The sequence below is a fragment of the Sodalis ligni genome (assembly GCF_016865525.2).
Classification (GTDB): domain Bacteria; phylum Pseudomonadota; class Gammaproteobacteria; order Enterobacterales; family Enterobacteriaceae; genus Acerihabitans; species Acerihabitans ligni.
The window spans coordinates 4188743-4215738 of record NZ_CP075169.1 but is presented as its reverse complement, the minus strand read 5'-3'; the positions used below and the strand labels follow the sequence as shown (position 1 = coordinate 4215738).

Annotated in this window: 37 protein-coding genes and 1 pseudogene; 33 read left to right on the top strand and 5 right to left on the bottom strand. The window is 51.5% G+C overall.

Going from position 1 to position 26996, the window contains the following annotated elements:
- From GTU79_RS19605 to GTU79_RS19560, 10 genes are all read left to right on the top strand, one after another.
- Window positions 1-438 carry a recombination protein NinB gene (locus GTU79_RS19605; protein WP_203523563.1) on the top strand — a complete coding sequence of 146 codons (438 nt, stop codon included), beginning with the start codon at window positions 1-3 and terminating at the stop codon, window positions 436-438.
- Window positions 435-1076 (top strand): recombination protein NinG, encoded by a 642-nt coding sequence (locus GTU79_RS19600; RefSeq protein ID WP_214513292.1) that lies wholly within the window; start codon window positions 435-437, stop codon window positions 1074-1076. The genes GTU79_RS19605 and GTU79_RS19600 overlap by 4 nt, the downstream gene beginning before the upstream one ends.
- Window positions 1073-1906 (top strand): antitermination protein Q, encoded by an 834-nt coding sequence (locus GTU79_RS19595; RefSeq protein ID WP_203523561.1) that lies wholly within the window; start codon window positions 1073-1075, stop codon window positions 1904-1906. Before GTU79_RS19600 ends, GTU79_RS19595 begins: the two co-directional genes overlap by 4 nt.
- A gap of 852 nt (window positions 1907-2758) precedes the next feature.
- Window positions 2759-3151, top strand: a complete 393-nt coding sequence (locus GTU79_RS19590; RefSeq protein WP_203523559.1) for a hypothetical protein — start codon at window positions 2759-2761, stop codon at window positions 3149-3151.
- Window positions 3148-3426, top strand: coding sequence for a hypothetical protein (locus GTU79_RS19585; protein WP_203523558.1), 279 nt, complete (start codon window positions 3148-3150; stop codon window positions 3424-3426). The genes GTU79_RS19590 and GTU79_RS19585 overlap by 4 nt, the downstream gene beginning before the upstream one ends.
- Entirely contained in the window at window positions 3423-4049 is a 627-nt protein-coding gene (locus tag GTU79_RS19580) for a glycoside hydrolase family 19 protein (RefSeq protein WP_203523557.1), read from the top strand. Before GTU79_RS19585 ends, GTU79_RS19580 begins: the two co-directional genes overlap by 4 nt.
- The gene (locus tag GTU79_RS19575; protein WP_203523556.1) at window positions 4049-4345 is read left to right on the top strand and encodes a hypothetical protein; all 297 of its coding nucleotides are present in this window, start codon (window positions 4049-4051) and stop codon (window positions 4343-4345) included. The genes GTU79_RS19580 and GTU79_RS19575 overlap by 1 nt, the downstream gene beginning before the upstream one ends.
- Window positions 4320-4856 (top strand): lysis protein, encoded by a 537-nt coding sequence (locus GTU79_RS19570; protein WP_203523555.1) that lies wholly within the window; start codon window positions 4320-4322, stop codon window positions 4854-4856. The genes GTU79_RS19575 and GTU79_RS19570 overlap by 26 nt, the downstream gene beginning before the upstream one ends.
- A complete protein-coding gene (locus GTU79_RS19565) occupies window positions 4853-5425 on the top strand; it encodes an Ig-like domain-containing protein (protein ID WP_203523554.1) in 573 nt (190 codons plus the stop codon). Before GTU79_RS19570 ends, GTU79_RS19565 begins: the two co-directional genes overlap by 4 nt.
- Window positions 5426-5480: 55 nt before the next feature.
- Window positions 5481-5687 (top strand): hypothetical protein, encoded by a 207-nt coding sequence (locus tag GTU79_RS19560; protein WP_203523553.1) that lies wholly within the window; start codon window positions 5481-5483, stop codon window positions 5685-5687.
- Between the two features lie 54 nt (window positions 5688-5741).
- Here GTU79_RS19560 and GTU79_RS19555 read toward each other — a convergent pair whose 3' ends face one another.
- Window positions 5742-6137, bottom strand: a complete 396-nt coding sequence (locus GTU79_RS19555; RefSeq protein ID WP_203523552.1) for a hypothetical protein — start codon at window positions 6135-6137, stop codon at window positions 5742-5744.
- Between the two features lie 231 nt (window positions 6138-6368).
- On the opposite strand from GTU79_RS19555, the gene GTU79_RS19550 reads away from it, so the two are divergent.
- The 16 genes from GTU79_RS19550 (at window position 6369) to GTU79_RS19475 (ending at window position 20651) form a co-directional block, all read left to right on the top strand.
- A complete protein-coding gene (locus GTU79_RS19550) occupies window positions 6369-6782 on the top strand; it encodes a hypothetical protein (protein WP_214513291.1) in 414 nt (137 codons plus the stop codon).
- Window positions 6733-7149 (top strand): hypothetical protein, encoded by a 417-nt coding sequence (locus tag GTU79_RS19545; protein ID WP_214513290.1) that lies wholly within the window; start codon window positions 6733-6735, stop codon window positions 7147-7149. Before GTU79_RS19550 ends, GTU79_RS19545 begins: the two co-directional genes overlap by 50 nt.
- A gap of 55 nt (window positions 7150-7204) precedes the next feature.
- Window positions 7205-7855 carry a hypothetical protein gene (locus tag GTU79_RS19540; RefSeq protein ID WP_203523549.1) on the top strand — a complete coding sequence of 217 codons (651 nt, stop codon included), beginning with the start codon at window positions 7205-7207 and terminating at the stop codon, window positions 7853-7855.
- On the top strand, window positions 7852-9414 hold the full coding sequence (locus tag GTU79_RS19535; RefSeq protein WP_203523548.1) for a terminase: 1563 nt from the start codon (window positions 7852-7854) through the stop codon (window positions 9412-9414). Before GTU79_RS19540 ends, GTU79_RS19535 begins: the two co-directional genes overlap by 4 nt.
- Complete coding sequence (locus GTU79_RS19530) at window positions 9414-10820, top strand: DUF4055 domain-containing protein (protein ID WP_203523547.1); 1407 nt, start codon at window positions 9414-9416, stop codon at window positions 10818-10820. Before GTU79_RS19535 ends, GTU79_RS19530 begins: the two co-directional genes overlap by 1 nt.
- Window positions 10804-11868 (top strand): phage minor head protein, encoded by a 1065-nt coding sequence (locus GTU79_RS19525; RefSeq protein ID WP_203523546.1) that lies wholly within the window; start codon window positions 10804-10806, stop codon window positions 11866-11868. The genes GTU79_RS19530 and GTU79_RS19525 overlap by 17 nt, the downstream gene beginning before the upstream one ends.
- An 80-nt stretch (window positions 11869-11948) precedes the next feature.
- On the top strand, window positions 11949-12719 hold the full coding sequence (locus GTU79_RS19520; RefSeq protein ID WP_203523545.1) for a hypothetical protein: 771 nt from the start codon (window positions 11949-11951) through the stop codon (window positions 12717-12719).
- A 15-nt stretch (window positions 12720-12734) separates the two neighbouring features.
- On the top strand, window positions 12735-13943 hold the full coding sequence (locus GTU79_RS19515) for a major capsid protein (RefSeq protein WP_203523544.1): 1209 nt from the start codon (window positions 12735-12737) through the stop codon (window positions 13941-13943).
- 43 nt (window positions 13944-13986) lie between these two features.
- Window positions 13987-14469, top strand: a complete 483-nt coding sequence (locus GTU79_RS19510) for a DnaT-like ssDNA-binding protein (protein WP_203523543.1) — start codon at window positions 13987-13989, stop codon at window positions 14467-14469.
- Window positions 14469-14825 (top strand): hypothetical protein, encoded by a 357-nt coding sequence (locus tag GTU79_RS19505; RefSeq protein WP_203523542.1) that lies wholly within the window; start codon window positions 14469-14471, stop codon window positions 14823-14825. The genes GTU79_RS19510 and GTU79_RS19505 overlap by 1 nt, the downstream gene beginning before the upstream one ends.
- On the top strand, window positions 14826-15284 hold the full coding sequence (locus tag GTU79_RS19500) for a hypothetical protein (protein ID WP_203523541.1): 459 nt from the start codon (window positions 14826-14828) through the stop codon (window positions 15282-15284).
- Window positions 15285-15293: 9 nt separating this feature from the next.
- Window positions 15294-15704, top strand: a complete 411-nt coding sequence (locus GTU79_RS19495; protein ID WP_203523540.1) for a phage tail terminator-like protein — start codon at window positions 15294-15296, stop codon at window positions 15702-15704.
- Window positions 15705-15709: 5 nt separating this feature from the next.
- Window positions 15710-16651 carry a phage tail tube protein gene (locus tag GTU79_RS19490; protein WP_214513289.1) on the top strand — a complete coding sequence of 314 codons (942 nt, stop codon included), beginning with the start codon at window positions 15710-15712 and terminating at the stop codon, window positions 16649-16651.
- Between the two features lie 38 nt (window positions 16652-16689).
- Entirely contained in the window at window positions 16690-17136 is a 447-nt protein-coding gene (locus tag GTU79_RS19485; protein ID WP_203523538.1) for a phage tail assembly chaperone, read from the top strand.
- Between the two features lie 20 nt (window positions 17137-17156).
- Window positions 17157-17387: a phage tail assembly chaperone gene (locus GTU79_RS19480; protein WP_203523537.1), complete on the top strand. Its 231-nt coding sequence runs from the start codon at window positions 17157-17159 to the stop codon at window positions 17385-17387.
- Window positions 17388-17429: 42 nt separating this feature from the next.
- Window positions 17430-20651 carry a phage tail tape measure protein gene (locus GTU79_RS19475; protein WP_203523536.1) on the top strand — a complete coding sequence of 1074 codons (3222 nt, stop codon included), beginning with the start codon at window positions 17430-17432 and terminating at the stop codon, window positions 20649-20651.
- Window positions 20652-20798: 147 nt separating this feature from the next.
- Here GTU79_RS19475 and GTU79_RS31535 read toward each other — a convergent pair whose 3' ends face one another.
- Window positions 20799-20972, bottom strand: a complete 174-nt coding sequence (locus GTU79_RS31535) for a YnfU family zinc-binding protein (RefSeq protein ID WP_214513288.1) — start codon at window positions 20970-20972, stop codon at window positions 20799-20801.
- Between the two features lie 68 nt (window positions 20973-21040).
- On the opposite strand from GTU79_RS31535, the gene GTU79_RS19465 reads away from it, so the two are divergent.
- Window positions 21041-21373 (top strand): phage tail protein, encoded by a 333-nt coding sequence (locus GTU79_RS19465; protein ID WP_203523534.1) that lies wholly within the window; start codon window positions 21041-21043, stop codon window positions 21371-21373.
- A gap of 119 nt (window positions 21374-21492) precedes the next feature.
- Window positions 21493-21975 carry a hypothetical protein gene (locus GTU79_RS19460; RefSeq protein ID WP_203523533.1) on the top strand — a complete coding sequence of 161 codons (483 nt, stop codon included), beginning with the start codon at window positions 21493-21495 and terminating at the stop codon, window positions 21973-21975.
- 837 nt (window positions 21976-22812) lie between these two features.
- Here the strand turns inward: GTU79_RS19460 and GTU79_RS31530 are convergent.
- The 3 genes and pseudogenes from GTU79_RS31530 to GTU79_RS31520 all read right to left on the bottom strand — a co-directional run.
- Window positions 22813-22953, bottom strand: a pseudogene (locus GTU79_RS31530) (ORF6N domain-containing protein); the annotation flags it as partial.
- Between the two features lie 56 nt (window positions 22954-23009).
- Window positions 23010-23216 (bottom strand): ORF6N domain-containing protein, encoded by a 207-nt coding sequence (locus GTU79_RS31525; protein WP_420854114.1) that lies wholly within the window; start codon window positions 23214-23216, stop codon window positions 23010-23012.
- A 30-nt stretch (window positions 23217-23246) separates the two neighbouring features.
- Window positions 23247-23348 carry a hypothetical protein gene (locus GTU79_RS31520; RefSeq protein WP_420854195.1) on the bottom strand — a complete coding sequence of 34 codons (102 nt, stop codon included), beginning with the start codon at window positions 23346-23348 and terminating at the stop codon, window positions 23247-23249.
- 170 nt (window positions 23349-23518) lie between these two features.
- Between GTU79_RS31520 and GTU79_RS31515 the strand changes: the two genes are divergently transcribed.
- The 5 genes from GTU79_RS31515 (at window position 23519) to GTU79_RS19430 (ending at window position 26814) form a co-directional block, all read left to right on the top strand.
- Window positions 23519-23779 (top strand): toxin-antitoxin system HicB family antitoxin, encoded by a 261-nt coding sequence (locus GTU79_RS31515; protein WP_214513287.1) that lies wholly within the window; start codon window positions 23519-23521, stop codon window positions 23777-23779.
- 631 nt (window positions 23780-24410) lie between these two features.
- A complete protein-coding gene (locus GTU79_RS19445) occupies window positions 24411-24692 on the top strand; it encodes a hypothetical protein (RefSeq protein ID WP_214513286.1) in 282 nt (93 codons plus the stop codon).
- A gap of 602 nt (window positions 24693-25294) precedes the next feature.
- Window positions 25295-25513 carry a DUF1327 domain-containing protein gene (locus GTU79_RS19440; RefSeq protein ID WP_203523529.1) on the top strand — a complete coding sequence of 73 codons (219 nt, stop codon included), beginning with the start codon at window positions 25295-25297 and terminating at the stop codon, window positions 25511-25513.
- A gap of 27 nt (window positions 25514-25540) precedes the next feature.
- Window positions 25541-26245 (top strand): phage minor tail protein L, encoded by a 705-nt coding sequence (locus GTU79_RS19435; protein WP_203523528.1) that lies wholly within the window; start codon window positions 25541-25543, stop codon window positions 26243-26245.
- Between the two features lie 98 nt (window positions 26246-26343).
- Window positions 26344-26814 carry a hypothetical protein gene (locus tag GTU79_RS19430; RefSeq protein WP_214513285.1) on the top strand — a complete coding sequence of 157 codons (471 nt, stop codon included), beginning with the start codon at window positions 26344-26346 and terminating at the stop codon, window positions 26812-26814.
- Window positions 26815-26996 lie beyond the last annotated feature (182 nt).

The following is a 26996-nucleotide window of genomic DNA, read 5'->3' as shown; positions in this document are numbered from 1 at the left end:
ATGAAGGCAACCTTCTATCTGCGCGACGACAATGTCCGCCGCAACCTCATCGAGTACATCAAAGCGCTGCCGGCGGATGCCAATTTCCCCCTGGTGGTGAAATTCTCCGATCCCGATCGCACGCTTCCACAAAACAGCCTGTTTCATGCGTTATGCGGCGACCTGGAAAAACAGCACATCATTTTTGCCAGCCAGACCAGGCCGCTTGTCTCCTGGAAAGCCATTCTGGTCTCAGGCCATGCAGTGGCCACCGGCAAACCCGGCGAAGTGATTACCGGCATCGAGGGCGAATTAGTCCCGATCCGCGAGAGCACCGCTCAAATGGGCATCCGTCGTATGAACAGCCTGATTGAATACTCCCAAGCGTGGGCGGTTGGCCATGGCGTTCGGCTGCGCGAAGTGCGCTATACGAATGATTATTTTGGGCGGATGGCATGAAAAAACCCACTCGTCGGAAATGCGCATGGTGCCGTGGATGGGTCCCTCCGGTGCGCGAGGGGCAAATTGTCTGCACTTACACCTGTGCGGCGGAATATGGCCGGGCGCAAACCGAAAAGGCTCGGGCGAAAGCCGCGCAGCTTGCAAAGCAGCGTCAGCGCGACCAGCAGAAAGAAGAGCGCGCCGCCTGGCGGGAACGAAAGGACAAATTAACGACAAAATCGGAATGGATGAAGAGGGCACAAGACGAATTCAATGCTTATATCCGTGAGCGCGATTTTGACCGCCCCTGCATCAGCTGCGGTGACATCAATCCGCCAGACCTGCATGGCGGCAAATGGGATTGCGGCCATTTCCTTTCTGTCGGCTCACATCCAGAGCTGCGCTTCGAAGAAAAAAATGCCTTTAGGCAATGCAAAAGGTGCAATGGCGGCGCCGGGCACTACACACGCAAAAATCACACCGTCAGCCAGCAATACCGTGAAAATCTTATCGCCGAATTCGGCCAGGATTATGTCGATTGGCTCGAGGGTCCGCATGAGCCCAAGCGCTATCGCATTGAAGATTACCAGCGGATCCGGGACGAGTATAAGGCAAAACGTAAATTTCTCATGGCGAACCGGGAGGATGCCGCTTGAAACTCGAATCATTACCAAAGTTTTTTTCACCTAAAAGCATGCACATTGGCGATACCTCCAGGGCCACGGCTTCCGATTCGCTCACAATCACTGATGTCATGGCCTCCCTGGGGTTGGTCGGGCTGCAGGCTCGCCCGGGTATCGAATTATTTTTGTCCAAGGAGGGTATCAGCAAGCCGGATGGCGCACTGGAATACCTTTACCATTACGCACTATCTCAGGCCCACCGGTGCCGGGCAGTAGAAAAGCTTTCGGATGACGTTAAGCGCCCGGCTCTGCGATTACTGGCAATTTATGCCTATCAGGACTACGCCCGCAGTGCGGCCAGCGTCCGGACGTGCGAAAGTTGCGGCGGGGAGGGCTTTCTTGAAGAACGACAGTTTGTCATGAACAAGCTTGCCGCAACGCGGGAAACAGTATCAATGTTTGAGCGCGGGGATTTGCCCGCCAGCATTGAGCAGATGCCGGGCCGTGAAATGCTGGCAAAGCTCAACTATTACGATATCACCCGCCGGGTATGCCCGACCTGCAACGGTAAAAAAGTGGTCAGCAATTCCTGCCGCTGCAACGGTCGGGGCGAGGTGGTGGACAAAGAGAAAACAGCGGAGCAGGGCGGGATCCCCGCATACAAGACCTGCAGCAAATGCCAGGGCCGCGGTTATTCCCGCATTCCCGCCGAAACAGTTCGCCGCGCGCTCGCCGGCATCGGCCTGGACATACCGCAACAAACCTGGTCACGCACATTAAAGCCATTTTATGAGGACCTGATAACGCAGTGCCATAAGGAGGAGAGCGAAGCGGGCGCTGCGCTCGAAAACATAACCCGTTAAAACCTATTGCAGCTTTGGGTGAAATGGACTAACGTAACGCCAACGATGGGATTTTAAAGCCCGTTGAACAGCATAGAAATTCTAAACCTCGCTCCGGTGGGGTTTTGCATTTTAAGGGCGGCAATACGGTACGGCCTTATGGTTAAGGGACTAAGAAAACCATTACTCTTTAGAGCTGATCCAGATACTGGGAAAATTTGAAGAGCTAAATATGACATTTAACTCTCCTGGAAATGTTGACTTCAACTTAATTGCAACAAAAATAAATCGGTTTCTAAGAAAATGTTAATTCTTTAATGGTTTGAGTATTTCTAAAGTTGATTCAAAAGCTTTTTTATACGCGGGTCAGTTGTTATTTGCCCTTTTTCCATTTTAGTAACTGATTTTTGTATCTGAGCAAAGATGTGATTAACAATATCTGATGTTTCCGGCTTATTTTTAAAATATCTGAGTATTTGATTGATTATTAGAGTATTTATCAGTGATTCCTGTAAAGCCTCACTGCCAATATTTGAATCTTTGACTCGTTCGAGAATTTTAACCAAATAACATCATTTTCAAGTTCAGACATGATTTTTCCTTTATAGAGATAAACAGCCGTACAAGCTGATTCTAAGTGCACGTACCGGCATTCGTATGGGCTGAATTCCAAACATAGCTAACTTACAGTACATGCGAAATCCTGATATTTGCACAGTAAATTTCTTGGAATATAGGATTAATTATCATTTTCGTCTGCGTCGCCAAATCTGACGTACAACCACTCACACCTATTGCGCCTACGGCAGCGCAGACGATCCCTTTTCCTCACCGCCTCCGGGTGGACATCACAATATCAGCATAAGGCACCCTATGGCCGACATTCAAACTACTGCGGGCATATGGGCCAGTATTGGGACGGCTTTCGTCTCCCTGGTAGCCGGCGGCATGTGGTTCGTGAAACAGCGGGCGAAAGATTCAGCGGATATTGCAGGCAGCAAGGCGGAAGTTGAAATGCTCGCAGAGCTGAAAGAAGAAAATAAAACATTAAAAGAAGAACGGGACGCAGCGAATAAAGAACGCATAGGGCAATGGCGGCAAATAGCCGAAATGGACGCCCGGCTACTGATAATTCAAAACTCGGTTGAAATTCTAACCAAGCAGAATAACAGCCTGACCGCACAAGTCGATTTACTGACACAGCAAAATCAATCACTCACGCAAGAGGTCAGCCGCTTGCGCACGGCGCTGGAGGCCAATCAATGACCGGAACAGCGAACACTATCACCGAAGACGCAAAGAAAGAATTTAAGCGCCACTGGCAAACCTGGTTTGTTTTGTCGTTAATAGCCGCCGCCGGCTTTTTCGGTGGTTTCTCCGTTGGGCTGATTATTGCCAGCAACAGAGCCTCTGTTGAGATTTCAGCCATCCGCGCTGATTACTCGCGCCGAGCCGATAAGCGGGATGCAAAGGTCGAACAGATTAAGCAGGCTGTCGGTCAGGTCGATGACAAGATAGACGCATCGAAGGATAAAAAATGACATCCGATCAATTTCAACAGGCGGCTAATCTCAGCGCCGGGTTAGCTGCGCGCTGGTTTCAGCCGCTCACCGACGCAATGGTGGAATTTGGTATCGATACCGCCCTGCGCCAGGCTGCCTTCATTGCGCAAATCGGTACCGAGTCAGGCGGATTCAGCCAGTTGTCCGAGTCGTTCAATTATTCCATTGCCGGACTGGCGATATTCGGCACCCGGCTCACCGACGCACAGCGCGCCACCCTGGGCCGGCAGCCCGGAGAGAAAACGGTACCCCTCGAGCGCCAGCAGCAAATTGCCAACATCGTTTACGGCGGCCGTTATGGGAATACCCATGATGGCGACGGCTGGCTTTACCGCGGGCGTGGGCTGAAACAAGTCACGTTCTATGACAACTATTTTGAATGCGCCGCCGCGCTGGACGTGGATGTCGTCGGGGATCCGGATTTGCTGCTGCAGGATGTCAATGCTGCCCGCTCCGCCGGCTGGTTCTGGCAGGCGAATAAGTGCAACGGGTACGCTGATATCGGCGACATGATTGGCCTTACCAGGCGGATTAATGGCGGCCTGAATGGCTTACCGGACCGCCAGGCCCGATATCAAATCGCGAGGAAGGCGCTCCTCTGATGCCCATGCTCGACATATTCAACAGCTCCGGTGATGAGCGCCCCTCATTAAGCAAATGGATGAAGGGCCTTGGCTTCATCACGGTGACCGCTGTACTTGGCTGGGAAGCGTACAAGGGCACCCTGACCGACACTATGCTCATTGCCTATTTTGCAGCGGTCATCGCCAACGACCAGATCGGCAAGCGGCAAAGCATACACCACGACCTCGAAAAGAAACGAATCGACACGGTCAGCGATGCAATGACACCACAAACCCCGGGCGGACTCCATGACGGCAATATTTCTCACCCTTAAAACGTATTGGCGGCTGTGGGTATTCCTGGCGCTGATGTGTGTGGCGTTCGCTGGGGGCTGGTATGTTGAGGGCCTTCGCAAAGACCAGGACATCGCCACGCTTCAAAAGGCATCCGACGACTACAGAAAAGCCGTGGACGATGCCGCGACTGCTCAATTAGCCCAGGCGCTCGCAAAGCAGCAATCGGCGGAACAGGCCGCAGCGGGCATCGACACGAAATATCACCAGGACTTAGCGAATGCGAAAACTCAGAATGATGCTCTGCGCGCTGATCTTGCCGCTGGCAGGCGTAAGTTGCAGCTCCACGCCACCTGTACCGCAGGTAATAGCAAGTCAGTGTCCGACCCCGCCACCGCCGCCGGCGGAACTGATGCAGCCACCGCCCGACTGGATGACGCCGCTCAACGGGATTATTTCACTCTCACCGAGCGACTCAGCACTCTCACCAGCCAAGTAAGCGGACTGCAATCCTATATCCGGAATGTTTGCCTCCAGGGCGCAACGAAATGAATAAATTCTTAGCCGGGCTGAAACGCCTCTTCAACGATTCGAAGGATAAACCAATGCCTCAATTAATTCTTGCTGTGCTGCTCAACGGGCAGGTCGCTGACGGCGTTGCCGCCAATTCCGTTCAGGTTAATGTCGCCGGTAGCGGCGGAACGCCGGTTGCTGGAGTAGCTGTCAATTTTGGCGTGAATGCCGGTACCGTTACGCCGGCGTCCGCTCAGACCGACGCGAACGGCCAGATCACCGTCAACATTACCAACACGGCAGCCGGCCCGATAACGTTCACCGCAACCCTGGCCGATGGAACCGCGTCGCAATCCGTTAATCTGGAATTCGTGGCCGTGCCGGAGGTGCCGAAACGCGTTGTTGAGGTTGGCAATACCACTATCGTCGGGACTATTGACGCCGCGGCTATAAATGGTACCAAGGCGCCCGCCGCTCCGGCGTTGTCGCCTCTCGAAAAAGCGCGGGCTGATTTTGAGGCATTCGCTGCTTTCGTTGAGCATGGCGTGTCTGTGCTGGGCGCTAATGCCGAGGCCACACTGGTGGCGCTGAAAGATAAATTCCTGTAATCACTCCACCGCGTCTGCTCATGGGCGCCAACTAAAAATCTACAAGGGGAAACTCATGGCTGTACGTGCAAAGTTCCGTTGTTACGCTGCTGACCCCAATACGCAGCTCGTTACATTAACGGCGGTAATGGGCGAAGGTAACAAATCGTGGTCAAAATGGACGCCCAGCGGTCAGATTTCGATGACCATCAGCAACCCGCCGGCATTGGAACAATTTGAGGTAGGTAAAGATTACTTCGTTGATTTCACGCCTGCCGAATAAAGCGGTAGTCACCGCAAGAGCCCATCACCTTTTCCTGATGGGCTCTGACAGTGATTACTTACATGGGCCAACTACATCCCCTATGAAAGACTTCGAACCATCGAAATCACCAAACCCAGAGCGGGATTGCGTATAGTAGACATGCTTTTGATCGGTCGAAATGACCCAAGTCTCAATATTTGTTTGATTATTTCCTGTGACTAATCCTATAACCGCGTTTTCGCTCAGTTGCGCATAAATTAAATCACCGGGCGTAACGCTTGGATTTTTGGGGTCAGTGTTGACAGCAAAATATTGTTTGGTCATGCCATCTTCTGAATATCTATACTGACTCCCTGGTGGTGACGAATAAATAGTGGCTGACATTCCTTTGAAATTACCTACTACCAAGCATTTTGATATTGACCCGAAGGGAATGAGTAACAACAAAAGATAGGTGGCAGTTTTCATACTGTCTTCCTTAGCTTATGTAAGTTGATTCCCTGCATCATAAACCGAATTTTACACTTTAATCATAAAATTATATCACTACCCTACTCATCGCCGCGCTGTCGAACGCGTACCCCGTTAGCCATGACGCAGCTCCTCTTATTCTGCTGAGCGCGGGATTTCAGCAAACAGCGAATGCCGCCAGTTACAGGCTCATAGTGGCTGCGCAGGCCATGGCAGAAGAATGTGCGCATGAACAAAGTAATGCCCATTGCCAGTGGTATTGTGCTTATACCTATATCTATTAAAGGAATGCAAATGCAGGAAGAAGAGTATGTTGACTACCTTATCTTGGGCGGCATAAGGCATGGCGAAGTCTGGAATGGCCTGAAGGAAGATGTTATTTTACAATTACCAGCCAAGAGCCAGCGTATGGCTAAATTTTATGGGCGCGATACTGAAGCAGAGATTACGCTCCCATTGAATGATGCCTACTTCATCACCAAGCACAAAACCAAAGACGGAAAATACTTCATGGTCGCATCGACTGAGCCGCTATCCGCGTTCAATGTTGATGAGGAAATCAAAAAGCAGATCCACCACCTAGCCCTATTGATTGAAATCAACCGCCTCCGGGCGGTTTTTATTACTCACAAAGCGTGGTAACCATGAAGAAATCAAAACCGCCATCAATGCGAACGCCGCTGTTCAATTGCGCCCGTATCGTGCTGCTACGAGACCGAGAACAGGCGACGAAGTACATCAAAAGCTGACAGGCGAAGAATTTGATTTTAGCGGCTATGACGGCTTTGAGTTGGAGCGTGGAGCAAAAGACCGCAGGACAATCATGCTGGGTGTCTTCAATGGTTCGGCGGCCACCCTGGCGCATGAGGCGTCCCATGTGGCATTTGAGATATGCAGCATCGTTGGCCTACCGACACCGAATGACCAGACAAACGAGACCTTCTGCTATCTGGTTCAGCGCATAGTGGAAAGATTCCTGCCGCTGATTAAGGCCAAGCACGGCAGGTGAACGACTTCATGGTGGACCACTATGAAGCCAGCAAAGAGAAATAAAGGAACGAACAATGACCAAACCAGATTGGGAGGCCATCGAGTCGGCTTACCGGGCTGGCTTGCTGTCCTTAAGGGAGATCGGTGCTGCCCATGGTGTCAGTGAAGGCGCTATTCGTAAGCGCGCTAAGCGGGACGACTGGTCCCGAGATTTGGCAGCAAAGATTAAAAGTCGTGCCGATGATTTGGTACGCAAAAAAGAGGTACGCAGTCAGGTACGCAGTGAAAGCGCACTTTCAGAACGCGTACTTATTGAGGCTAATGCCGAGATAGTTGCCAGTGTTCGCATGGAGCACCGCGGCGATATTTCCCGCGCTCGCCGCCTGGCGAATATGCTGCTTGACGAACTTGAAATAGAAACCGGTGATACTGCAGCGCTGGCAGAACTGGGCGAGTTGATGCGTACTCCGGACGACAACGGCACCGATAAGCTCAATGACCTTTATCAGAAAATCATCAGCATGCCCGGGCGCGTCAAGTCGATGAAAGACCTTTCCGACACGCTTAAGAACCTGGTCGCACTCGAACGGCAAGCTTACGGCATCGATCACGACGATGGCGATAAGAACGGCGTTCACAACATCATGCCGGTACCGAGCTGTGATAGCGCAGAAGAATGGGAGGTAGCCGCTCAGAAACAGCAAAGCGAGGTTCTAGGCAAATGAGTTATCACGTTGTCTGGAAGCCTTTGCCCGGATCGCAGTCGCTGGCGTTGAGTTGCCCCTGTGATGAAATCCTCTTCGAAGGAACGCGCGGGCCCGGCAAGACAGCGGCGCAGCTCGCCCGCTTCCGGCGCATTGTCGGGCTTGGATACGGCACGTTTTGGCGCGGTGTCATCTTCGATACGGAATATAAGAACCTCGCGGATATCATTACCCAGTCGAAGCGCATGTATCGCCTATTTCAGGATGGCGCCCGCTTCCTCGCGTCGGCATCAGAATTGCGCTGGATATGGCCAACCGGCGAAGAGCTGCTATTCCGGTTCGGCAAGGAAGAGGCTGATTACTGGGATTACCACGGGCAGGAATTCCCGTTCATTGGTTTCAATGAGCTGACAAAACAGCCAAATTCCGATTTCTACGAATCGATGTTTTCCTGCCGGCGGTCATCATTCCGGCCAGAAAACTATCCGCGTAAAGACGGTTCGCTGCTGCCCAATATCCCGCTGGAGACTTTCAGCACAACGAACCCGTTTGGCATCGGCCATACGTGGGTCAAAAAGCGCTTCATCGACCCGGCGCCGCGCGGAACGATAGTGCGCCAGACGCAGATGGTCCCAAACCCGCAGACGCGCCAGGAAGAGCCGATCACCCTGACGCGCGTCGCTATCCACGGCTCGTTTAAAGAAAATCCCTACCTCGATCCGGTTTATATCGCCGGCCTGATGAATATCAAGGACCCAAATAAACGCAAGGCATGGGTCGAGGGCTCATGGGATGTAACCAGCGGCGGCCGGTTCGACCATTTATGGGATGCCGCGCTGCACGTTATCAGGCCGTTTCACATACCAGATTCATGGACAGTCGATCGCTCGCACGACTGGGGCGAATCGAAACCATTTTCGAATCTTTGGTGGGCGCAGACGGACGGGACCGAAGCAACGTTGCCGGATGGAAAGAAATTCTGCCCGCCGGCAGGCTCACTGATCCTCATTGGTGAATGGTACGGCTGTCCGCCTGACGAACTGAATAAAGGCCTAAATATGTCATCGACCAACGTCGCCAAAGGCGTGAAATGGGTCGATGCGCGGCTGGCCGGCCAGGACCTGCCGGAACCGGAAGAAACGCGCGGGAAAGGGCAAATGCATATTGTCCCCGGAATCTGCAATAAAGTAATTCCTGGCCCCGCGGATGGTGCAATTTATAACACCGGCGACGAAGAGTTATCCATCGCGCAGAAAATGGAGCACCAGGGCGTTAAATGGGTAGAGGCGAATAAAAAACCCGGGTCACGAATTAACGGCGCTTCCCTGTTCGCTGACATGCTCGAAGCGGTGGTAGAGGGCAAAACGACAGAATCAGGCATGCCGGAAAAACCCGCTTTTTACGTCTTTGATTGCTGCCGTGGCTGGATCAGCCGCATTCCCGTCCTGGTTCGCGATGACAAAAATTCTGATGACGTTGATACCGACCAGGAAGACCACGACTGGGACGGCACCCGTTACCGCGTGTTGCACAATCCGCCTAAGCCGGCTTTTGATATCAATATGGAAACCACATTCTAATGGCCAATAACGACATTACCTTCATCCGCCCGGAATATAAGGCGGCACTTCCGCTCTGGGAAACGGTGCGTGATGTTTGCAAAGGCCCGGAAGCGGTTAAGGCGAAAGGGCGCAAATATCTGCCCGAAATTGACCCGACAGACAAATCGGCCCGAAATAAGCGGCGCAACGAGGATTATCTAAAACGCGCCGTCTTTTATGCCATCACTGGCCATACTAAAAACGGCATGATCGGCATGGCCTACCGCCGAGAACCGGCCGTCACGCTGTCCGATAAAATGGAGTATCTGAAAACGAATGCCGATGGCGCGGGTGGCAGCGTCTATCAGCAATCACAATCAACGCTGGAATCGGTGTTGGAAACCGGACGGCATGGGCTTTATGTCGATTACAGCAAAGATTTGAGCGGCGCCATTATTCTGAGCTATCCAACAGAGAATATTATCAACTGGCGCACCACTCGCGTTAATGGCCGAGACCAGCTGATCCTGGTGGTGTTGAGGGAATGCATTGAGCAACCGGACGGGTACGGATTTGTCGACCGCATTCAATACCGTGAATTAGCCATAGAAAACGGCAATTTTGTATGTCGGGTTTGGACTAAAACGGGCACTGACGTAACCGGTGTTTACGCCATTACGGAAGAATATTTTCCCGGTAGACTGTTTGGCGGCGCATGGGACGAAATCCCGTTTACGTTCGTCGGCGCGCAAAACAATGACCCGACAATAGATGACTCCCCGCTGTATCCGCTGACTGAAATCAACCTCGGGCATTACCGTAATTCAGCGGATTATGAAGACAGCCTATTTTTCTGCGGGCAGGTTCAGCCGTATCTTTCGGGCCTCGATACCGAGTGGCGGGATCACCTTGAAAAATCAGGCGTTAAGCTGGGCTCTCGCAACCCTATTATGCTGCCGCTGGATGGCGTCTTTGCGTATGCGCAGGCTGAGCCGAATATGCTGGCAAAAGAGGGCATGGACAGCAAGCGTGATTACATGGTGGCGCTCGGCGCCAGGCTGGTAGAACAAAACAGCGCTGTGAAAACGGCAACGCAGGCCACCGGCGACCAGACAGCGGCGACGTCTGTACTTGGGATGTGCTGCTCGAACGTTTCCGAGGCTTACACCCAGGCGCTCATCTGGTGCGCTCGCTACATGGGCCAGAAAGACGCCAAAGTCAGCTATCAGATCAGTCAGGAATTCATCGCTAAAGTCATTGACTCCAACCTCATTACGGCGCTCGTGGCCGCATGGCAGAGTCGGGCAATTCGCGGTGTCGACATGGTTCACTCGCTGCAGCTTATGGATGTCGTGGATCCGTCAATTAGTCCACAAGATGTATTGGATGAGATAAGCCAGGAGGCGCCCGGGTTAGGAGGCTTTGTCAGTGACACAACTACATGACAATGCCGTTCTTATTCAGTCGCTGATTGAGCGCGTCAAAGCCGGGCAAGGGAAAGAGCTGCAAACGCTGCTGAAGGATTTGCGCTCTGCCGCCGGCGATGTGCTGCAGGACTATGACGGCATCATCGGCACGATGGGCGAGCGCGACGAGATATCGAAATTACTGGCTAAGGCCATGGCGCTGCCGGTTGATGCGTACGGCCAGCAGCTGCGCGATCTGTGCAACCAGATTTCCGGCGAAGTGGCCAATCTTGAATATCAGTCGCTGATGTCGATTGCCGGCATGCCGAAACTGGTTATCCCCGATACCGATAAAATCATTCGCTTGCTCGACAATACGCCGATGTCCGTCCGGAACTGGCGTGGCCAGTTATTGCTGGACCCCTTCATCAAAGACTGGGAGACGGTAACGCTCACCGCGGCGAATAACGCGGTGCTGCGAGCGTGGAATGAAGGCCAGACGATACAGCAACTGACTACGGCGCTTCGCGGCACGAAAAAGCTTAACGGCGCCGACGGCATCATCGGCCAGTACGTCCAGAACGCCGACGCGATAGCCAGGACGGCGATACAGCACACATCGTCTGTGGCCAGCGAAGCTTTTTTCGCGGCAAACGGCGATGTAATCGAGAAGGTCCAATTCGTTGCGACCCTGGATAACAAAACGACAGTAATTTGTCGCTCACTGGATGGAACGGTATACCTGATAAATGTCGGCCCGCGCCCGCCCATGCACCTTAGATGCCGTTCAAAAATTGTTCCTGTGCTGGCAGATTCAGCGCTCAATGACATCCTGACTGAGGGCGAGACGCGGGCCTCGGCCAATGGCTATGTCCCGTCGAGTGAAACGTATTATCAGTGGCTGGAGCGCCAGCCTGATGATTATCAAGATAACGCCATAGGCAAGACCCGGGCCACGTTGCTGCGTGATGGCGGCCTAAGCGCTGAGAAATTCGCAGCGCTGCAGCTCGACAAGAATTTTGAGCCACTTACCCTGGATCAGATGCGGCAACTGGCGCCCGAAGCGTTTAACCGCGCCGGAATCTAATTAATCCGATTTTTGTAAGGTCGCCATTGTGCGGCCTTTTTTTATGGGGCAAGGCCCCGCAACAATCCCAAGGGGACAGCATGCTATTCCGAAATATGTTTTACAAATACTATGCGGCAGCCGGTGAAGGTGATGGGAGCGGTGGCGCAGCCGAACCCGAAATCACTCCGGAAATACAGGCCATCATCGACTCGAAGATCCATGAGTCCGTCACAGGATTGAAGGCCAAAAATTCAGAATTGCTCGGCAAGCTCAAAGAGCAAGGCGACAATCTGAAACGGTTTGACGGCATCGATCCGGATGCGGTTAAAACCATCCTGCAACGATTTTCCGACGACGAAGAAGCCAAGCTTATCGCGGCCGGGAAAATCGACGAAGTGCTGGATAAACGCACCGAGCGTTTGCGCGGTGATGTTGATAAAAAGCTCAAAGCCGCGAATGACCGGGCTGAAAAAGCTGAGTCCTTCGCAAAGAAATTCAGCGATCGCGTTCTGGGCGATTCCATTCGCTCTGCTGCGATAAAGGCTGGAGCATTACCCGGTGCGGCGGATGACATAATCCTTCGCGCCAAAAGTTTATTTACCGTCAACGAGGAAGGCGAGGCCGTAGCCGTTGATAAAGAAGGGACCGCTCTGCTGGGGAAAGACGGCAAAACGCCGTTGTCACCTGGTGAATGGGTGGAATCCCTAAAAGATGTTGCTCCTCACCTCTGGCCACCGGCGCAAGGCACCGGGGCGGGAAATAACAAACCATCAGGCGGGCAACTCAAACGATCAGCGATGTCCTCGTCCGATAAAGCCGACTATATCCGGCAGCACGGACAGCAGGAATTTCTCAGGCTTCCCAAGTAACAAGGAACAGAAACCATGACTACCACCGTTAACTCGGACCTGATCATTTATGATGATCTGGCTCAAACGGCATACCTGGAGCGCCGACAGGATAACCTCGACGTGTTCAACGCCTCATCGAATGGCGCCATTGTCTTGGATAACACCTTAATCGAAGGCGATTTCCGTAAACGTGCTTTTTATCAGCTCGGCGGCACGATTGAACATCGTGATGTGAATTCCACCGGCAAGGTCGCCGGTAAGAAAATCGGCGCCGGCGAATCTGTCGGTGTTAAAGCGCCGTGGAAATATGGCCCTTACCAGACCACGGAAGAGGCATTCAAGCGCCGCGGGCGTGACGTATCTGAATTCTCCGAAGTGGTAGGCGTTGATGTTGCCGATGCCACCCTGGAAGGATTCGTAAAATACGCCATCCAGGCACTTAGCGCTTCGATCGGCGCAAATGCGGATATGGTCGTTTCAGCCGATATTGAAACCGATGGCAAGAAGACATTGACCAAGGGTATGCGCAAGTATGGCGATAAGTTTGGCCGCATTGCCCTGTTCGTCATGCACTCCGCGACGTATTTCGACATTATCGATCAGGCTATCGCTGAGAAGGTTTATGAAGAAGCGGGCGTCGTTGTATATGGTGGGCAGCCTGGCACCCTGGGCAAGCCGGTACTGGTCACCGATACCGCGCCAATCGATGCGATATTTGGCCTGCTGCCGAACGCGGTCGTTATTACCGAGTCGCAGGCGCCTGGCTTTCGTTCTTATCCCATAAACGATGAGGAAAACCTTGGCATCGGCTACCGGGCGGAAGGCACCGTTAATATCGATCTGCTGGGCTATAGCTGGGATACAGTCCAGGGCGGGGCTAATCCTGATTTGACGAAGATTGGTACGGCCAATAGTTGGAAGAAATACGCCACAAGCAACAAAGTTACCGCTGGCGTAATGATCCAGTTGACTGTCGCGCCTGTTGCGGTCAGCGGCGTTACCTTGGACCAGTCCACGGCGTCCATCGCTGTCGGCGCAAATATGACACTGTTTGCGACCGTTTCGCCGGAAGACGCGACCAACAAGGCTGTAACGTTCGCTTCTTCCGCACCGGCAAAGGCTACGGTTGACCCGACTACGGGCGTTGTTACTGGCGTCGCAACAGGCACCACGAACATCACCGTGACCACGACTGACGGCAGCAAAACGGCAGTCTGTGCGGTGACTGTAGTCGCTGCGTAAAGTTTACCTCAGGGGCTTCGGCCCCTTTCATTTGGAGGCTTAGATGTTAATCACCGACCCAACATCCCCGGATTTTAACAGCTATGCCGCCGCGGATGATTTAACCTCATTCTTATCCAGCCGGGGCATCAACGCCCCAGCAAGTCCCGAACCATTGCTGATGCAGGCAATGGATTATCTGAACGGGATGAATTGGTATGGGGATCGCACCACCCTTAGCCAGCCGTTACCGTGGCCGCGCTCTGGGGTTTTATTCGATGGGCATTACTACCCTGAAACAGAGATTCCACGACAGTTGATCACCGCTCAATGCATGTTAGCTGTCGAAGCTGTAGCCGGGGATCTGCTCGGCGCGAATCGTGAGGCTGCGGTGAAATCAGAGGCTGTATCAGGTGTGGTGTCGGTGACATATGCTGTAGCTGATAACACCTCTTTCACTCCAACGTATCCGGCTGTGATGGCGATATTGCGCGGGCTGGCAATGGGGAATGGATTTGCCATCAACGCGACGGCGAGTCGTTCCTGATGGCCGCTTTCTATACCCGCATGCAAGCCTTGGACACCCGGCTGCTGACGAAGTACGGCAAAACGATGTCCCTGGAGCGCGCCGGCACTTCCGTTATCGACCCGGTGACCGGCGATGCTACTACTTCGCCGCCGCAATCGCTGCCGGTTATCGGCGTGGTGCAGGACTTCAACCGGCTGGAAGTCGACGGCACCCTCATCCTGGCCAGCGATAAGAAGGTCACCATCACCGCGGCGACCGCCCCGCTTATCGGCGATTCCCTGCAAGACGGCACAACCAAATGGCGGATCATCAATATCAGCGACAAAACACCCGCTGACGTGACGCTCTGCTATCAGCTGCAAGTGAGGCGCTAAATGGGATTCTCCGCTTCGATAGGCAAATGGGCTGGCGAGACTATCCAGCGCACTGAAAACGTTGGCAAGCAGGCCACTATAGCGCTGTTTCGCGGCGTTATCCTTGATACGCCAGTGCAAGAGATTGGCGGCGGACGATTGCGGGCCAATTGGCTGGCTACAGCTGATTCCCCTTCATCAGCGCAGCTTGACGGCGTCGATCCTGATGGCTCGCAAACCGTCGAAAAAATGACAACCGTTGTGCTGGCTCAGAAAATGGATTTCACCGTCTATCTGGCGAATAACCTACCTTACGCGCAGGTTGCAGAGTATGGCGAATGGAAGGACAAAGACGGCAATCCGGCAAACGGGCCGCACACCATCGGCGGGTATTCCACCCAAGCGCCTGCAGGCATGGTTCGTCGCAATATGGCGCGCATCAACACCAACCTCAACAAGGCTATGGTTCTCATAAAGTAAGGGAAACCCGTGAAGGACATCTCATCAGCTCTGCGCACGCGCATGATAGCGGCGGCCGCTGCGTTGTCTCTGCCGGTGGCCTGGCCGCTTGAAGCATTCGATCCGCCTGATGGCGATTATCTGCGTTTCTTCTTTTCACCTGCGGGCGATGACGCGCTGTCGTATGGCCCGGGCGGTTTGGATTCGATATCGGGATTTTTCCAGGTTGATGTCGTCTGCAAAATCCGCGCGGGCGTCAGCGGCGCCATGCTGGCCATATTCGACACGCTGCGGGCGCAGTTCAAAATCGGCACCGTTCTCACTTACAACAACACCCGCGTCACTATCAAAAACCGCGACTACACCGATCCGCAGCCTGAAGATGGCTGGGCGGTCGCTCATCTGACGTTCTACTGGTCATCATACGAAACACGGAGCTAAGAATTATGGCTATGATCACTGCCGCCGGCGCCAAACAGGTCGATTACTGGATGGTGCCTGAAGTTGTTGAAGGCACAACCCCGGCGACGCCCGCATTCATCCGCATACCGAAAACACCTGGTGAATTAACGCTGACCCGCGATGCGCTGAGCTCGAACCAGGTGCGAAATAACCGTAAAACGTTATTTTCGGGCCGTGGTTCGGAAAGCTCATCCGGCACGCTGAACACTGAATTTGCCTATGCGGATTTCGATTATCTGCTGCAAAGCCTAATGTTCAGTTCGTGGGACGCGGATGTCCTGGTTATCGGCTCTACCAAAAAGCCGTTCACGATTGAGCACAAGCAATCGGATATCAACACGCTGCGCCGTTACCCGGGCTGCCTGGTCAATACGCTGGCACTGACGGCCACGCCCAACGCCATCGTGACGGCTGATTTCGGCATCATGGGCGCATCGGTGCTGTATGACGCGACCGCCATTACCGGAGCGACCTACACCGAGCCGGCCAATAACGATCCGTTCGATTCTACCGGCGAAAACGCCACGCTGACCGCGACCATTTTAGTGAATGGCGTTGCCAGCAATGCGGTCACGTCCGTATCGCTCAATATGGATAACGGGATTTCTCAGTCGCATGTCTACGGCCAGCGCGGCGTTGCGGCCAGCGGTTCAACCAATGCGGCCACGACCGGGTCAATCACGTTCCTCTACCAGGACGAGGACTTGTCCCAGATGTTCTATGACAACGCGGACATTTCCCTGGAGTTCACGTTAAGCGGTGCGGCCGGCGCGTATACGTTCCTGCTGCCGCGCATCAAATTCACGTCCGAGGCGCTGGCGGAAGCCGACGCATTCCAGGCGCTGACATTCAATTACACCGCTTTCGCAACCAAAGACACCGGCATTCTGTTGCAGATCACCCGCGTTCCCGTAGTGGAAGCCTAATCGATTGCCCGGTACCGCCGGGCTCACTGGAGCATTCAATGAAATTAAGCGATTTCGCCACCCGCGGCGAAGCCAACGAAGGCAAAAAGCTGTTCCTGCTGCTGCCGGACGGCACACCCACCGAGGAATATTTGCTGGTGCGGGGCATCGATAGCGACGAATTCCGCGCCGCAAAGACCGCCGGCAGTCGGGCTGTATTTGAGCTGACCAAAGCGCAGTTGGAGGACAAGGCTTTTGTTAAGAAATTTGACGAAGACGCTGAGTTCAGGCAATTCCAGGCGCTAATCATCGGCTGGTCACTGGAAGAAGAATTCACGCCGGATAATCTCAACCTGTTGCTTACTGAATCGCCAAACATCAAAGAGCGCGTGAATAATTTTGCCGCCAACCGGGCGGAGTTTTTCAAAAAAAAGCCGCCGGTCTCGTCCGATACACCGCCTTCCAACGAAAGCTCGACAAGCGGCAAAAAGACGGCAAAAGCCTAAGGGAGCATTACCACGCCGCGATGAAATTAGGCATCACGCCGGACGCCATGATTGACCCGCCTGACCTGCCTGAAGGAACCGGTTATCTCTGGGGCTGGTTTATCGACCTGATGCGCGGGTCCGGCGGCGAGTTGACGTTTTCCGAAGTGAAGGCCTGGACGGAGTTAACCGGCAACCGGCCGACCCCGGCGGAAATCGAGATCATCATGGACATGGCCTTCGAGGTCATGAAAGACATTCCCAAGTTATAAGCCTGGCGCTCGCCGGGCTTTTTATCGCCCGGAGATAAGCACATGCCGCAAGAAACAGGCAGCTTGATAATCAAGGTTACGCAGGATGGCGTAGCGAAAGCGGCTGATGCTTTGGATAACCTGACCGCTGCCAGCGTTTCGGCCGAGACCGCCGTTAATTCGTTATCATCTGAATTTGCCGATGTTTACAAATCAGCGAGCCTCGCAGCTGATGGTACAGACATCTATACTCACCAGACAGCGGCAATGAACCGCGGCGCTCAGGATGCGGCAAAGACAGCTAAAGCAGTTAATTCAAATTTAGCCGACCAACAAGCAGCCCTGGAGTCCTTGTTAGGAAGAATTGATCCTGTCGTTGGCGCGTATGCTCGCCTCGAAGCAATGCAGGAGCAATTGAAGGGATTCAATGCGTCTGGTTTACTCCCGGAAGAAGAATACGATAACTATACCGACAAAATTAACGCCTATCGCATCCAGCTTGAACAAGCCTCGGCCGCTGCGACAACGGGCCATAAGGCTGAAGCTGCCGCCGCGCGAGAAGCCGCCCAGGCTGAAATGCAGGAGCAGGCAACCAAAGCGTCCTTCATCGCCAGACTGAAAGAACAGTCTGAAACGATGGGCATGACCACGGCTCAGTTGCTGGAGTACAAGGCCGCGCAGCTCGGCGTTACCGCTGAAGTTGCCCCTTATATCCAGAAATTGACCCAGCAGGACGGGACGGTGAAAGCCGCCACACTCAGCGCCAAAGAGTACTCTCAGGCATTACGCTATCTGCCGATGCAGATCACGGACGTGGTCACCTCCCTGGCATCAGGAATGCCGGTATGGCTCATCGCGATTCAGCAAGGCGGTCAGATTAAGGATTCGTTCGGCGGGATTGGCAACGCATTCGCAGCAGCTGGCCGGTATGCAATAGGGTTAGTCGCAGCATTAAATCCTCTCACGGTTGCGATAACAGCAGCAGTTGTCGGATCCACAGCACTGGCCATTGCGTTTAAGCAGGGCAACGCTGAAATGGATGGCTATAACCAGGCCATCATCACTACCGGGCGGTATGCCGGCGTTTCCGCTGACCAATTGGCCGACATGGCCAAATCCATCAGCTCGAATGTTGGCACCACGTCGCAGGCCGCCAAAGCGCTGTCCGATACGCTGTCTTCTGGTCAGTTCAGCGGCGGGCAATTGAAATCGGTCGCCCAGGCGGCCGTAGCGATGCAGGATGCAACCGGCAAAGCGATTGATGCGACCATCGCCGAGTTTCAGCGGTTAGAGCAGGACCCGGTCAGCGCATCTGAATCTCTGAACAACCAATATCACTACCTGACCGCCGCGGTATATGAGCAGATCACCGCACTGGAGCGCCAGGGCAATACCCAGCAGGCGGCTGCTGTCGCTGTCAGCGCGTACGCCACCGCAGAATTGAATGCCGCCAATGATGTGAAGAACAACATGGGCGCGCTCGAATCTGCATGGGATGCAGTCGCCCGGGCGGCTAAGGGCGCGTGGGACGCTATGATGGATATCGGCCGGGCCCAAACGCCGGCGGATAAAATCAAAACTGCCACCGCAACCGTCAACAACATTCAATCAAGCCTGGCCGGCCTGGACTCGATTGATACCTCGCAGGGCGGCATGCTGACCGGCGGCGTCGCCAACGCAAAGGCTAGGCTGAAAGAGCAGTTGATCGCTGCCCAGAACGATTTGAGCAGCGCGCTGCTGACCAACCAGCGCGACCTGAACAAGGCCGCCAGCAATCAAGCCACGGCGTATTATAACGACCAGGCGGTACAGGCCACCAAATCTAACGATGCTCTCTATACCGCGGTGCTGACTAAAGCCCAGCAGCGCCAGAAAGACATTGAGCAGTTAAATAAAAACATGCAGAACCATGGCGTTTTGCCAACCGATCCCTTTGGTAAGCAACTCACCTATGACGACATGGTCCAGCAGATCAACGATAAGTATAAAGATCCAAAAACACCAAAAGCAAAGGCGGTCACTGATAATCAAGCCACGCGCATGCTGCTGGAAATGCAGGGCCAAGAAGCCTCTCTGCAAGGCCAGGTTGATTCAGAAAGCAAACTGGGTACATGGGAACAAAAGCGGCTCGCCTTCATTCAGTTAATCGCCGATCTGCAAGGCAAATCTATCCTCACCGCAGATCAAAAGAGTCTTCTGGCGAATCAAGCGGGCCTTGAGGTTGAATTTGATAAGCTGGCCGCCTTGGAAAAACAGGCCAAGCAGCAACAGGATATTATCAAGCTGCAAGAGCGCGCCGCGCAGCTCAACGACACCATGGCATCGGCCTATAATGGCGCAGCTGACCAATATGCTCGACAAATAGCCGCGGTTGGCCTTGGAGATAAAGAGGCGCAGCGGGTAGATAGCACTAAAAGTATTTATACGGAATATCAGCGCTACCAGGAACAGCTTGATAAGGCCACGCCTAAGGATGCCTTGGATTCTGACGCATACAAGCAAGAGACTGCCAATATTAAAACGCAATTGGCGGCGCGGCTGAAACTCCAGAGTGATTCTTACGCCAAGCTTGACGAATTACAAAGCCAATGGAGTGTCGGCGCAAGCGAGGCGTATCAAAATTATCTCGACTCGGCCAAAGATATCGCCGGCCAGACGAAAACAGCCTTCACCGACGCATTCAGCGGCATGGAGGATGCGCTGGTTTCGTTTGTCACTACCGGTAAGCTGAATTTTTCCAGCTTCGCCACGTCAGTCCTGAATGACCTGGCGCGGATCGCCATCAAAAGCGCGGAATCCTCTTTCCTGCAAGGTGTGGTAAGCATCGCGTCTGGCTTATTCGGCGGTGCTGGTGGCGCTTCGTCAGGCGCTAACGCGGGCACGGCAATTTCCAGCAGCGCCAATCAGAGCCTTAGCCTGAACGCCAAAGGCGGCGTTTATGACTCGCCAAGCCTGAGTGCTTACAGTGGGCGTGTGGTTGACCGGCCAACGCTATTCGCTTTCGCCGCCGGCGGGGGCGTCATGGGCGAGGCTGGGCCGGAAGCAATCTTGCCGCTTTCTCGTGGCTCGGATGGCTCTCTGGGCGTTCGTGCGAAGGGCAGTAGTAACGCCTCAGGCACAACCATCAACGCACCGATCACCCTCAATGTTGATCAGCGCGGCAATACGAATGACCAGCAACAGCAGAACAACGCCACTCTGCTAAAGACGCTGCAAAAGATGGTCGATAGCCGGATAAACAGCGCATTGGTGAACCAGAAACGTGATGGTGGCCTGCTGGCATAACAGATAGGGCGCAGATAGCGCCCTCGGAGGCATTATGGAATGTCATGTAAAACTTGTCGGGTACGATAAACTCCAGGAACAGGTCGATGAGCTTGTGTCCTTACTCGAACCCATTGGCAATGAAAACTAAACGAAGCGGTCTATGCGTTACTTTCCTGCGGGCTTATCTTCGAATTCGAACAAGACGTTGCAGTTGGGGCAAGTGAAATTATTCAATCCTGCCACCCGAGAAAGCTTTACTTTGAACTGATGTCCGCACTTCGGACACGTGATCGGGGTCTCAATCTTACCTGCCCACTTGCCGATATCGCCTAATTTCATAGGAGCACCTTCTTTTATGCGTGAGAGCCTAAAAGATATCAGCGGCCTAAACTCGGGAAGGTGATCGGATGTACGAATTTAAATGGCTACCTGACCAGGACAATTTTACCGGCACCGCCGCGCCGCTGGTCAGGGTAGTGAGCTACGGCGACGGTTATGAGCAGCGCCAGAAGAACGGCATCCATCATGACCTGCGCTCGTACTCGCTGACGTTTACCGGTGAACGTGAATATGTTGATGAGATTGAGCGATTCCTAACTGACCGCGGGGCCGTCGAGGCGTTCACGTGGAAAGCGCAGGATCAATGGATTAACCGTACTTTTAAGTGCGCAACCTGGACGCGCACCATTAATGGGCTCTGGGAAACGCTCACGGCTACATTTCAGGAGGTTGTTGCTTAGACTGGACCGAAAAGGCTGTGTAGAAGATTCACAATTTACGAACGACATGTCTTGACAGTTGGCTGATTGCCGTGGCTATACTTTGGGTGTAAACTCCACAGCCCGGCTAGGAGGTCACTATGCATACAGGTAACAATATTGCTGGAAAAATCAGCTTTTATGCATCTGCGCCTGATGTAGATTCAGCTCGGCCACTGGATTTTTTGAAGAAACTAGATGCAGCTGAATCCGAGTTAAAACGCATCACCAACGAAGTAAGAGCGCAGCTCGAATACGGTGAAACTATTCTTATTGAAATCGGCAAAGCTAAACATGTAATTGACGAGAGCGTCCTATCTTTGATTGACGAAGCTCAGGAAATGCTTTCCAAGATGTACCATAGCCTTGTTGAGTGCCAGCCCGCTGTCAACGCTGGTTGCGAGCAGCATGATAATCTTCCGGTTGTGCTTGAAGAGGCAATCCAGACGTTTAAAGAAATTTTTGATCAGCAAGAATCTATCCGGTGGGCCGTCATGGAGCACAACGTTGACATGCTGCCGAAGGGGAAAAGCAACCCCATTTCCTCCTCTGAGGAGATTGATGCCTTTTTCACATCATTATGATCAAGACAATTCGGGCAGTTGACTTGGATTATTACAATTCATTTCGGGCAAGCGCTAAGAAGCTTGCCCCAGGCATCAAAGAACACCTCAAGTCGGCCCTGAAAGATCTGGTCAAAAATCCGCAGCCCAAGCGATTAAGGTTAGAAAAACTTCAGGGAAATAATAAGCCTCCAGTTTACACAATCCATATCACCCCTAACCATAGCCATAAGATGAGCTTTGAAATCGAGGGTGACGTCGCCTTACTTAGGCTAGTCGGTACTCACAAAGAAATCGACAGAAAACCATAGTCCACTTAACCGCGGGTTTTTTCGTTGACGTCTCACGATTTGCGTTCCGGGGCGATTCCCGTGTGTCAAAAGAGGCCCCGAAGGGCCCGCGAGATATTCAGATCAAAAGGTTTGAGAGCTTTACCGCAAAGTCTTCCCGGCGGCAGACAATCCAGCCGCTGCGGCGCATCAACTCTGTGAATGAGTTCAATGTCAGCGTGATTTCATCGTCTCGCAGAGGAAGCGTATTAACCACGGCGCCATTAGCGTCCAGATAAAGCAACACGCGCCTGTCCATGCGCGGCGATATACTGCCTTTAGATTTGACCGGGGCTTTTTCGCGCTTGATATAGTCACCTTCCAACGCATTGAGGTAGTCGATGGCTTCACCGATTTGGTCTGGCAAAAGTTGAGTGATGTGTTCAACGTCAAAGCGCTGATGGACCAGTTTCCAGATGTCGGGATAAATATTGCCCAGGCCGGTGGCAATCAGCCGTTCGGCGGTCTGGCGAAGTGGGATCAGTTGCGTTGATGTGGACTGGCGCGTTTTGGCTGATACGGGTTCTTCCGTCGGCTTTTCTTTCTGGCTGAAGTAGCAATCTTCCAATTTTTCGAAGACGTCCCACGCCTGGTCGGTTTCCAGCATCTTGGCGTGGCGAGCTGCGCCGCGTTCGGTCCAGAGAAGTAAGTGGTTAACTTTTGGCGCAATTTTAACGAAGTCGTTTAAAGATACTTCGTTCTTAAAGGCCCTTAATTTTGAACCAGTTAATTTGTAAAATGCTTTCCTTCGATGAATCGAGAAACATTGCGTGAATACCCTTGCCGAATGCGAACAGCATCAGTGCCGTAAAGCTTCGCAAGCAATTCTGTTGTTAAAACCGGAACGGTGTTATGGGTAAGAGATGGCAAATTTGCCAACGAAACATCAGCAGTTTGCGTGCTACTTGCTGTGGCTTTTGCTAAATTAGTCATGTTCGTTTTCCTTTGCTGGATCCGGACAAATCAGAGGCCCCGGCTATTACCAGTAGTCGGGGCTTCGCTATTACGTGATACATACTCGCTTAATGCTTGTACGATTTCAGAATTTGTGGACCTATTGTTAATTTTGCCAGTAAACGCAATGATTTCTTGAGAGAATCAGGCATCCTGATGTTTACTTGGGGCGGTCGGGGACCTTGCGTCATAACTCCTCCTTAGTGTGGTAGACAGTGGCTACCATTGATAATCTAATAGCCATTGGCTACCATGTCAATAACTTCCAAAGATGGTGAAATATGGCGCGAGATCCACAGATAAACATCCGATTGCCGCCTGACCTAAAAACTAGGCTTCAAAAGGCAGCGGAGATAAATCGAAAATCCGTAAATGCTTATGTTGTTGAGGCTATAGAGGCTATGGTGGATAGCTATCATCCCTATGATTATGAGGTGATAGTAGATTCTCAGTACACAGAGATCCTTAAGCGCCTTGATCGTCTTGAAAAAAGCTTGCAGATAAGTAGTTTTGCGTTCACTTGCGCTACAGCGATGATATGATGTCACATTCTGCAACATTAAGGGATGTGATGCGTAGATTTTCAACTATGTTATTTATTTGTTTGTTCCTATTTTCACCACTAGCCTCTTCCGAGACCCAGAAACCTAAGTTTAATTCTAACGGAGCGGAGATATTTGTTTTGCAAGGCCGTTAGCTGACGATCTTGGTTATACTGAATTTTGTTTTCGCAAAGGCGATCGATGCGATGGAGTTGTAACAACAAAAAATACAAAACAGAAAATTTTATATTGATGGTGACGAAATAATAACATTGTCATCTGATGATAAAGATTATAAAAGGTAGTGGTAGATAATGGAGAAAACTATTATTACATGTGGTAAATAAGGAGCCTGTAAATTACGGGGTTTTACAGTCAAACAAAATTAGAAGAATTTAAAAATCTATTGGCAAACCTTTATTCTCTAATTCAAATATTCAAGTAAAAATATAAAAATTAAAGATGGATACATAACAATTTTGTTAAACAATGAAATTGAATATAGAGAAGATGAATTACAGTCACTTGTTGTGTTATTGAAAGCTATTGATGACAGTAAGGATGATTTAGAAATATCAAAATTGCTAAAAATAAATCTATTAAATACGATAAATTTGATAATGCTATATATGTGTTGCAGGTAGATAGAAATCCACTAGAAGCAGCACCACTTAGCGCTACGTTAATAGTTAAAGATTCAAGAGTAGATGTTTCTCTATTTGTTAAATATATGAATACAGAGTGGCTCTTTGCGAACAAGTTTACAATTTTATCAGGCAGCGATAAGTATCAGTCATCAATTGTTGATTTTGACAGACATGTCGTTGCTGGCTATACCATTGAAACATACTCCCCAATAAAGAATGACGATTTGTTGAATTTTTTGAAAAATTCACTAAGGATAAAGAAATAACTGTTAGATTTTATGGGAAAGATAGTTATTCTGACGAAACGTTTGATGATAAAGATAAAACATCTCTATCCGATATGCTTAAACTATATGGCCTCATAAGAGCAAAATAAATGCAAAATAGATATGACATTTATGTAAAGCGAAATGTGTCAATATTGATTTACTATTAAAGGATTTTTGTTATGAAAACTGTAATGAAAAAATTCCGATCATCGCTTTCATGACCCTTCTAACTTCCTGCGCAACGGTAAGTGACCTGCGAGGGGTACACCGATACTTACTGGCGAAAGTAGCAAATCAGCCAATGATTATGCTGCTTGTATTGCCGGGAAATGGGGCGAGACACATTATTCTGTAACGTCAGTTCCAATAAAAACGGTATAGCTATCATGCTCCCAAACTCTACGGCTGGCGTTGATGCCGTTGTTGATATTACGGCCACAGAGAAAGGCGTTACATATAAATTATATGAACGAGCACCATATCTAACGCCGCACAAGATAGATGATGCTATCACTACTTGTAAATAATAAGTCCAGTCATCAATGAACCCGGCCACCGCGCCGGGTTTTTATCACCAAAGCCGAAAGGCAGGAATAATCATGGAACAAAAATTTGAGTTTTCAATAGGTTTAATAAATCCAAATGATGACCATATTGAGGTTAGCGTTGCAATAGGTTATAGCAAATTACCACTACTGTCGGTTGCCAATCTCCAAATTGTAATTGATCGCACAGAAGGGAAAAGCATGGAATTCTATGAAGAAGAATCCATTAAAGCAGCCAAAGGGCTTATTAAAGAAATAGCGAGCGAATTGTAGAAAGCAGCCTGACGTGAAGGAAAGTATATGCGTGACATCCCAGACTCGATGCGAATCGACGTCACACAGATTGAGCAGCCCGCACTATTGGAACTATTCGAAGTCGATCTAACGGAATTCGGCGGCGATATCTACCGGTTCCACTCCGGGCTGAACGGCCGCCTGCAGCCGGTGGTGTGGCAGGGCGAAACCTACCAGCCATACCCGGTAGAGGCGTCAGGCTTTGAGGTAAGCGGTACCGGTACGAGTAATCGGCCAACGCTCACCCTTGCCAATATCAGCGGCCTGATAACTGGCATAAACCAGGATTATGACGATGCGGTGGGCGCTATCGTTACCCGGCGCCAGGTGTACGAGCAATACCTCGATGTTGTGAACTATCCCAACGGCAACCCACAGGCCGATCCGACGCAGGAATCAGTAACGCGCTACGTGATTGAGCAGTGCGCCAACCTGCAAACTGAGTTCGTTTCCTACACGCTTTGCCTGCCATCAGAAAGTGACGGCGCGTTGCTGCCAACGCGGACAATTCTGGCCGACGTTTGTTCATGGGTTTACCGGTCTGCTGATTGCAGCTACACGGGCGGCCCGGTGGCGGATGAATTCGATATCCCGACATCTGACAGTAGCAAAGATAAGTGCGGCAAGCGATTGGCGTCATGCAAACTTCGGTTTGGCAGCGCGGGCGTCTTACCGTACGGGGGCTATCCTGCTGCGAACAAAGTGAAATAAACTGAAATAATGGACGCTCCGGCTAGGGTCGCTCCCGAAAGTACAGACGTAGACTGTATTGCCGGAACCAAATCTACGCAACCTACTACGGAGGTTAAATGAAGCAGCAACTTATAGTTGGCTTGGTATCCGGACGACTCACGGTCATAAAAGAAGTGCCACAACCAATACATCTAAAACCGAACCCACAAAGATATGTCCTGTGCAGGTGCGAATGCGGTAATGAAAGAATTGTTATGCTTTGTGTAATAAAATCTGGAAATAGGCAATCCTGTGGATGCCTTCTCAAAGAAATAAAATCTAAAAAATATAGAGGAAAATCAATTCAGAAATATTCCGGCTATCATTCATGGAGATCAATCCAACAACGTTGTAATAATGAAAAGTGCAAAGACTATCCTTATTATGGTGGAAGTGGGATAAAAGTATGTGAGCGGTGGAAGGATTCATTATTATTCGCAGAGGATATGGGTGACCGTCCAGATGGGTGTACTATCGAAAGGATAGATGTAAACGGAAATTACGAACCATCAAACTGCCGGTGGGCGTCCGCCAAAGAGCAGGGATAAATAAAGGAATAATCATCGCATCACTGCGTTTGGACAAACCATGACAATAAGTGATGCGTGGCAACAATACAATATCAAAGAATCAACGCTTTACAACCGTTTGAATGCAGGCTCGGAAGTGGATGAGGCAATTGCAAAACCAGTGCGGCGGCGAAATCCATATGTTCTCTTAAACGGTCAAA

Coding starts and splice junctions, on each gene's coding strand:
- GTU79_RS19510 (WP_203523543.1), top strand. CDS start 13,987: ATGTTAATCACCGACCCAACATCCCCGGATTTTAACAGCTATGCCGCC.
- GTU79_RS19520 (WP_203523545.1), top strand. CDS start 11,949: ATGCTATTCCGAAATATGTTTTACAAATACTATGCGGCAGCCGGTGAA.
- GTU79_RS31535 (WP_214513288.1), bottom strand. CDS start 20,972: ATGAAATTAGGCGATATCGGCAAGTGGGCAGGTAAGATTGAGACCCCG.
- GTU79_RS19570 (WP_203523555.1), top strand. CDS start 4,320: ATGACGGCAATATTTCTCACCCTTAAAACGTATTGGCGGCTGTGGGTA.
- GTU79_RS19585 (WP_203523558.1), top strand. CDS start 3,148: ATGACCGGAACAGCGAACACTATCACCGAAGACGCAAAGAAAGAATTT.
- GTU79_RS19465 (WP_203523534.1), top strand. CDS start 21,041: ATGTACGAATTTAAATGGCTACCTGACCAGGACAATTTTACCGGCACC.
- GTU79_RS31515 (WP_214513287.1), top strand. CDS start 23,519: ATGGCGCGAGATCCACAGATAAACATCCGATTGCCGCCTGACCTAAAA.
- GTU79_RS19550 (WP_214513291.1), top strand. CDS start 6,369: ATGAACAAAGTAATGCCCATTGCCAGTGGTATTGTGCTTATACCTATA.
- GTU79_RS19565 (WP_203523554.1), top strand. CDS start 4,853: ATGAATAAATTCTTAGCCGGGCTGAAACGCCTCTTCAACGATTCGAAG.
- GTU79_RS19505 (WP_203523542.1), top strand. CDS start 14,469: ATGGCCGCTTTCTATACCCGCATGCAAGCCTTGGACACCCGGCTGCTG.
- GTU79_RS19475 (WP_203523536.1), top strand. CDS start 17,430: ATGCCGCAAGAAACAGGCAGCTTGATAATCAAGGTTACGCAGGATGGC.
- GTU79_RS19430 (WP_214513285.1), top strand. CDS start 26,344: ATGAAGCAGCAACTTATAGTTGGCTTGGTATCCGGACGACTCACGGTC.
- GTU79_RS19440 (WP_203523529.1), top strand. CDS start 25,295: ATGGAACAAAAATTTGAGTTTTCAATAGGTTTAATAAATCCAAATGAT.
- GTU79_RS19480 (WP_203523537.1), top strand. CDS start 17,157: ATGAAATTAGGCATCACGCCGGACGCCATGATTGACCCGCCTGACCTG.
- GTU79_RS19540 (WP_203523549.1), top strand. CDS start 7,205: ATGACCAAACCAGATTGGGAGGCCATCGAGTCGGCTTACCGGGCTGGC.
- GTU79_RS19580 (WP_203523557.1), top strand. CDS start 3,423: ATGACATCCGATCAATTTCAACAGGCGGCTAATCTCAGCGCCGGGTTA.
- GTU79_RS19435 (WP_203523528.1), top strand. CDS start 25,541: ATGCGTGACATCCCAGACTCGATGCGAATCGACGTCACACAGATTGAG.
- GTU79_RS19605 (WP_203523563.1), top strand. CDS start 1: ATGAAGGCAACCTTCTATCTGCGCGACGACAATGTCCGCCGCAACCTC.
- GTU79_RS19535 (WP_203523548.1), top strand. CDS start 7,852: ATGAGTTATCACGTTGTCTGGAAGCCTTTGCCCGGATCGCAGTCGCTG.
- GTU79_RS19490 (WP_214513289.1), top strand. CDS start 15,710: ATGGCTATGATCACTGCCGCCGGCGCCAAACAGGTCGATTACTGGATG.
- GTU79_RS19575 (WP_203523556.1), top strand. CDS start 4,049: ATGCCCATGCTCGACATATTCAACAGCTCCGGTGATGAGCGCCCCTCA.
- GTU79_RS19560 (WP_203523553.1), top strand. CDS start 5,481: ATGGCTGTACGTGCAAAGTTCCGTTGTTACGCTGCTGACCCCAATACG.
- GTU79_RS19555 (WP_203523552.1), bottom strand. CDS start 6,137: ATGAAAACTGCCACCTATCTTTTGTTGTTACTCATTCCCTTCGGGTCA.
- GTU79_RS19460 (WP_203523533.1), top strand. CDS start 21,493: ATGCATACAGGTAACAATATTGCTGGAAAAATCAGCTTTTATGCATCT.
- GTU79_RS19590 (WP_203523559.1), top strand. CDS start 2,759: ATGGCCGACATTCAAACTACTGCGGGCATATGGGCCAGTATTGGGACG.
- GTU79_RS19600 (WP_214513292.1), top strand. CDS start 435: ATGAAAAAACCCACTCGTCGGAAATGCGCATGGTGCCGTGGATGGGTC.
- GTU79_RS19530 (WP_203523547.1), top strand. CDS start 9,414: ATGGCCAATAACGACATTACCTTCATCCGCCCGGAATATAAGGCGGCA.
- GTU79_RS19515 (WP_203523544.1), top strand. CDS start 12,735: ATGACTACCACCGTTAACTCGGACCTGATCATTTATGATGATCTGGCT.
- GTU79_RS19500 (WP_203523541.1), top strand. CDS start 14,826: ATGGGATTCTCCGCTTCGATAGGCAAATGGGCTGGCGAGACTATCCAG.
- GTU79_RS19485 (WP_203523538.1), top strand. CDS start 16,690: ATGAAATTAAGCGATTTCGCCACCCGCGGCGAAGCCAACGAAGGCAAA.
- GTU79_RS31525 (WP_420854114.1), bottom strand. CDS start 23,216: ATGACTAATTTAGCAAAAGCCACAGCAAGTAGCACGCAAACTGCTGAT.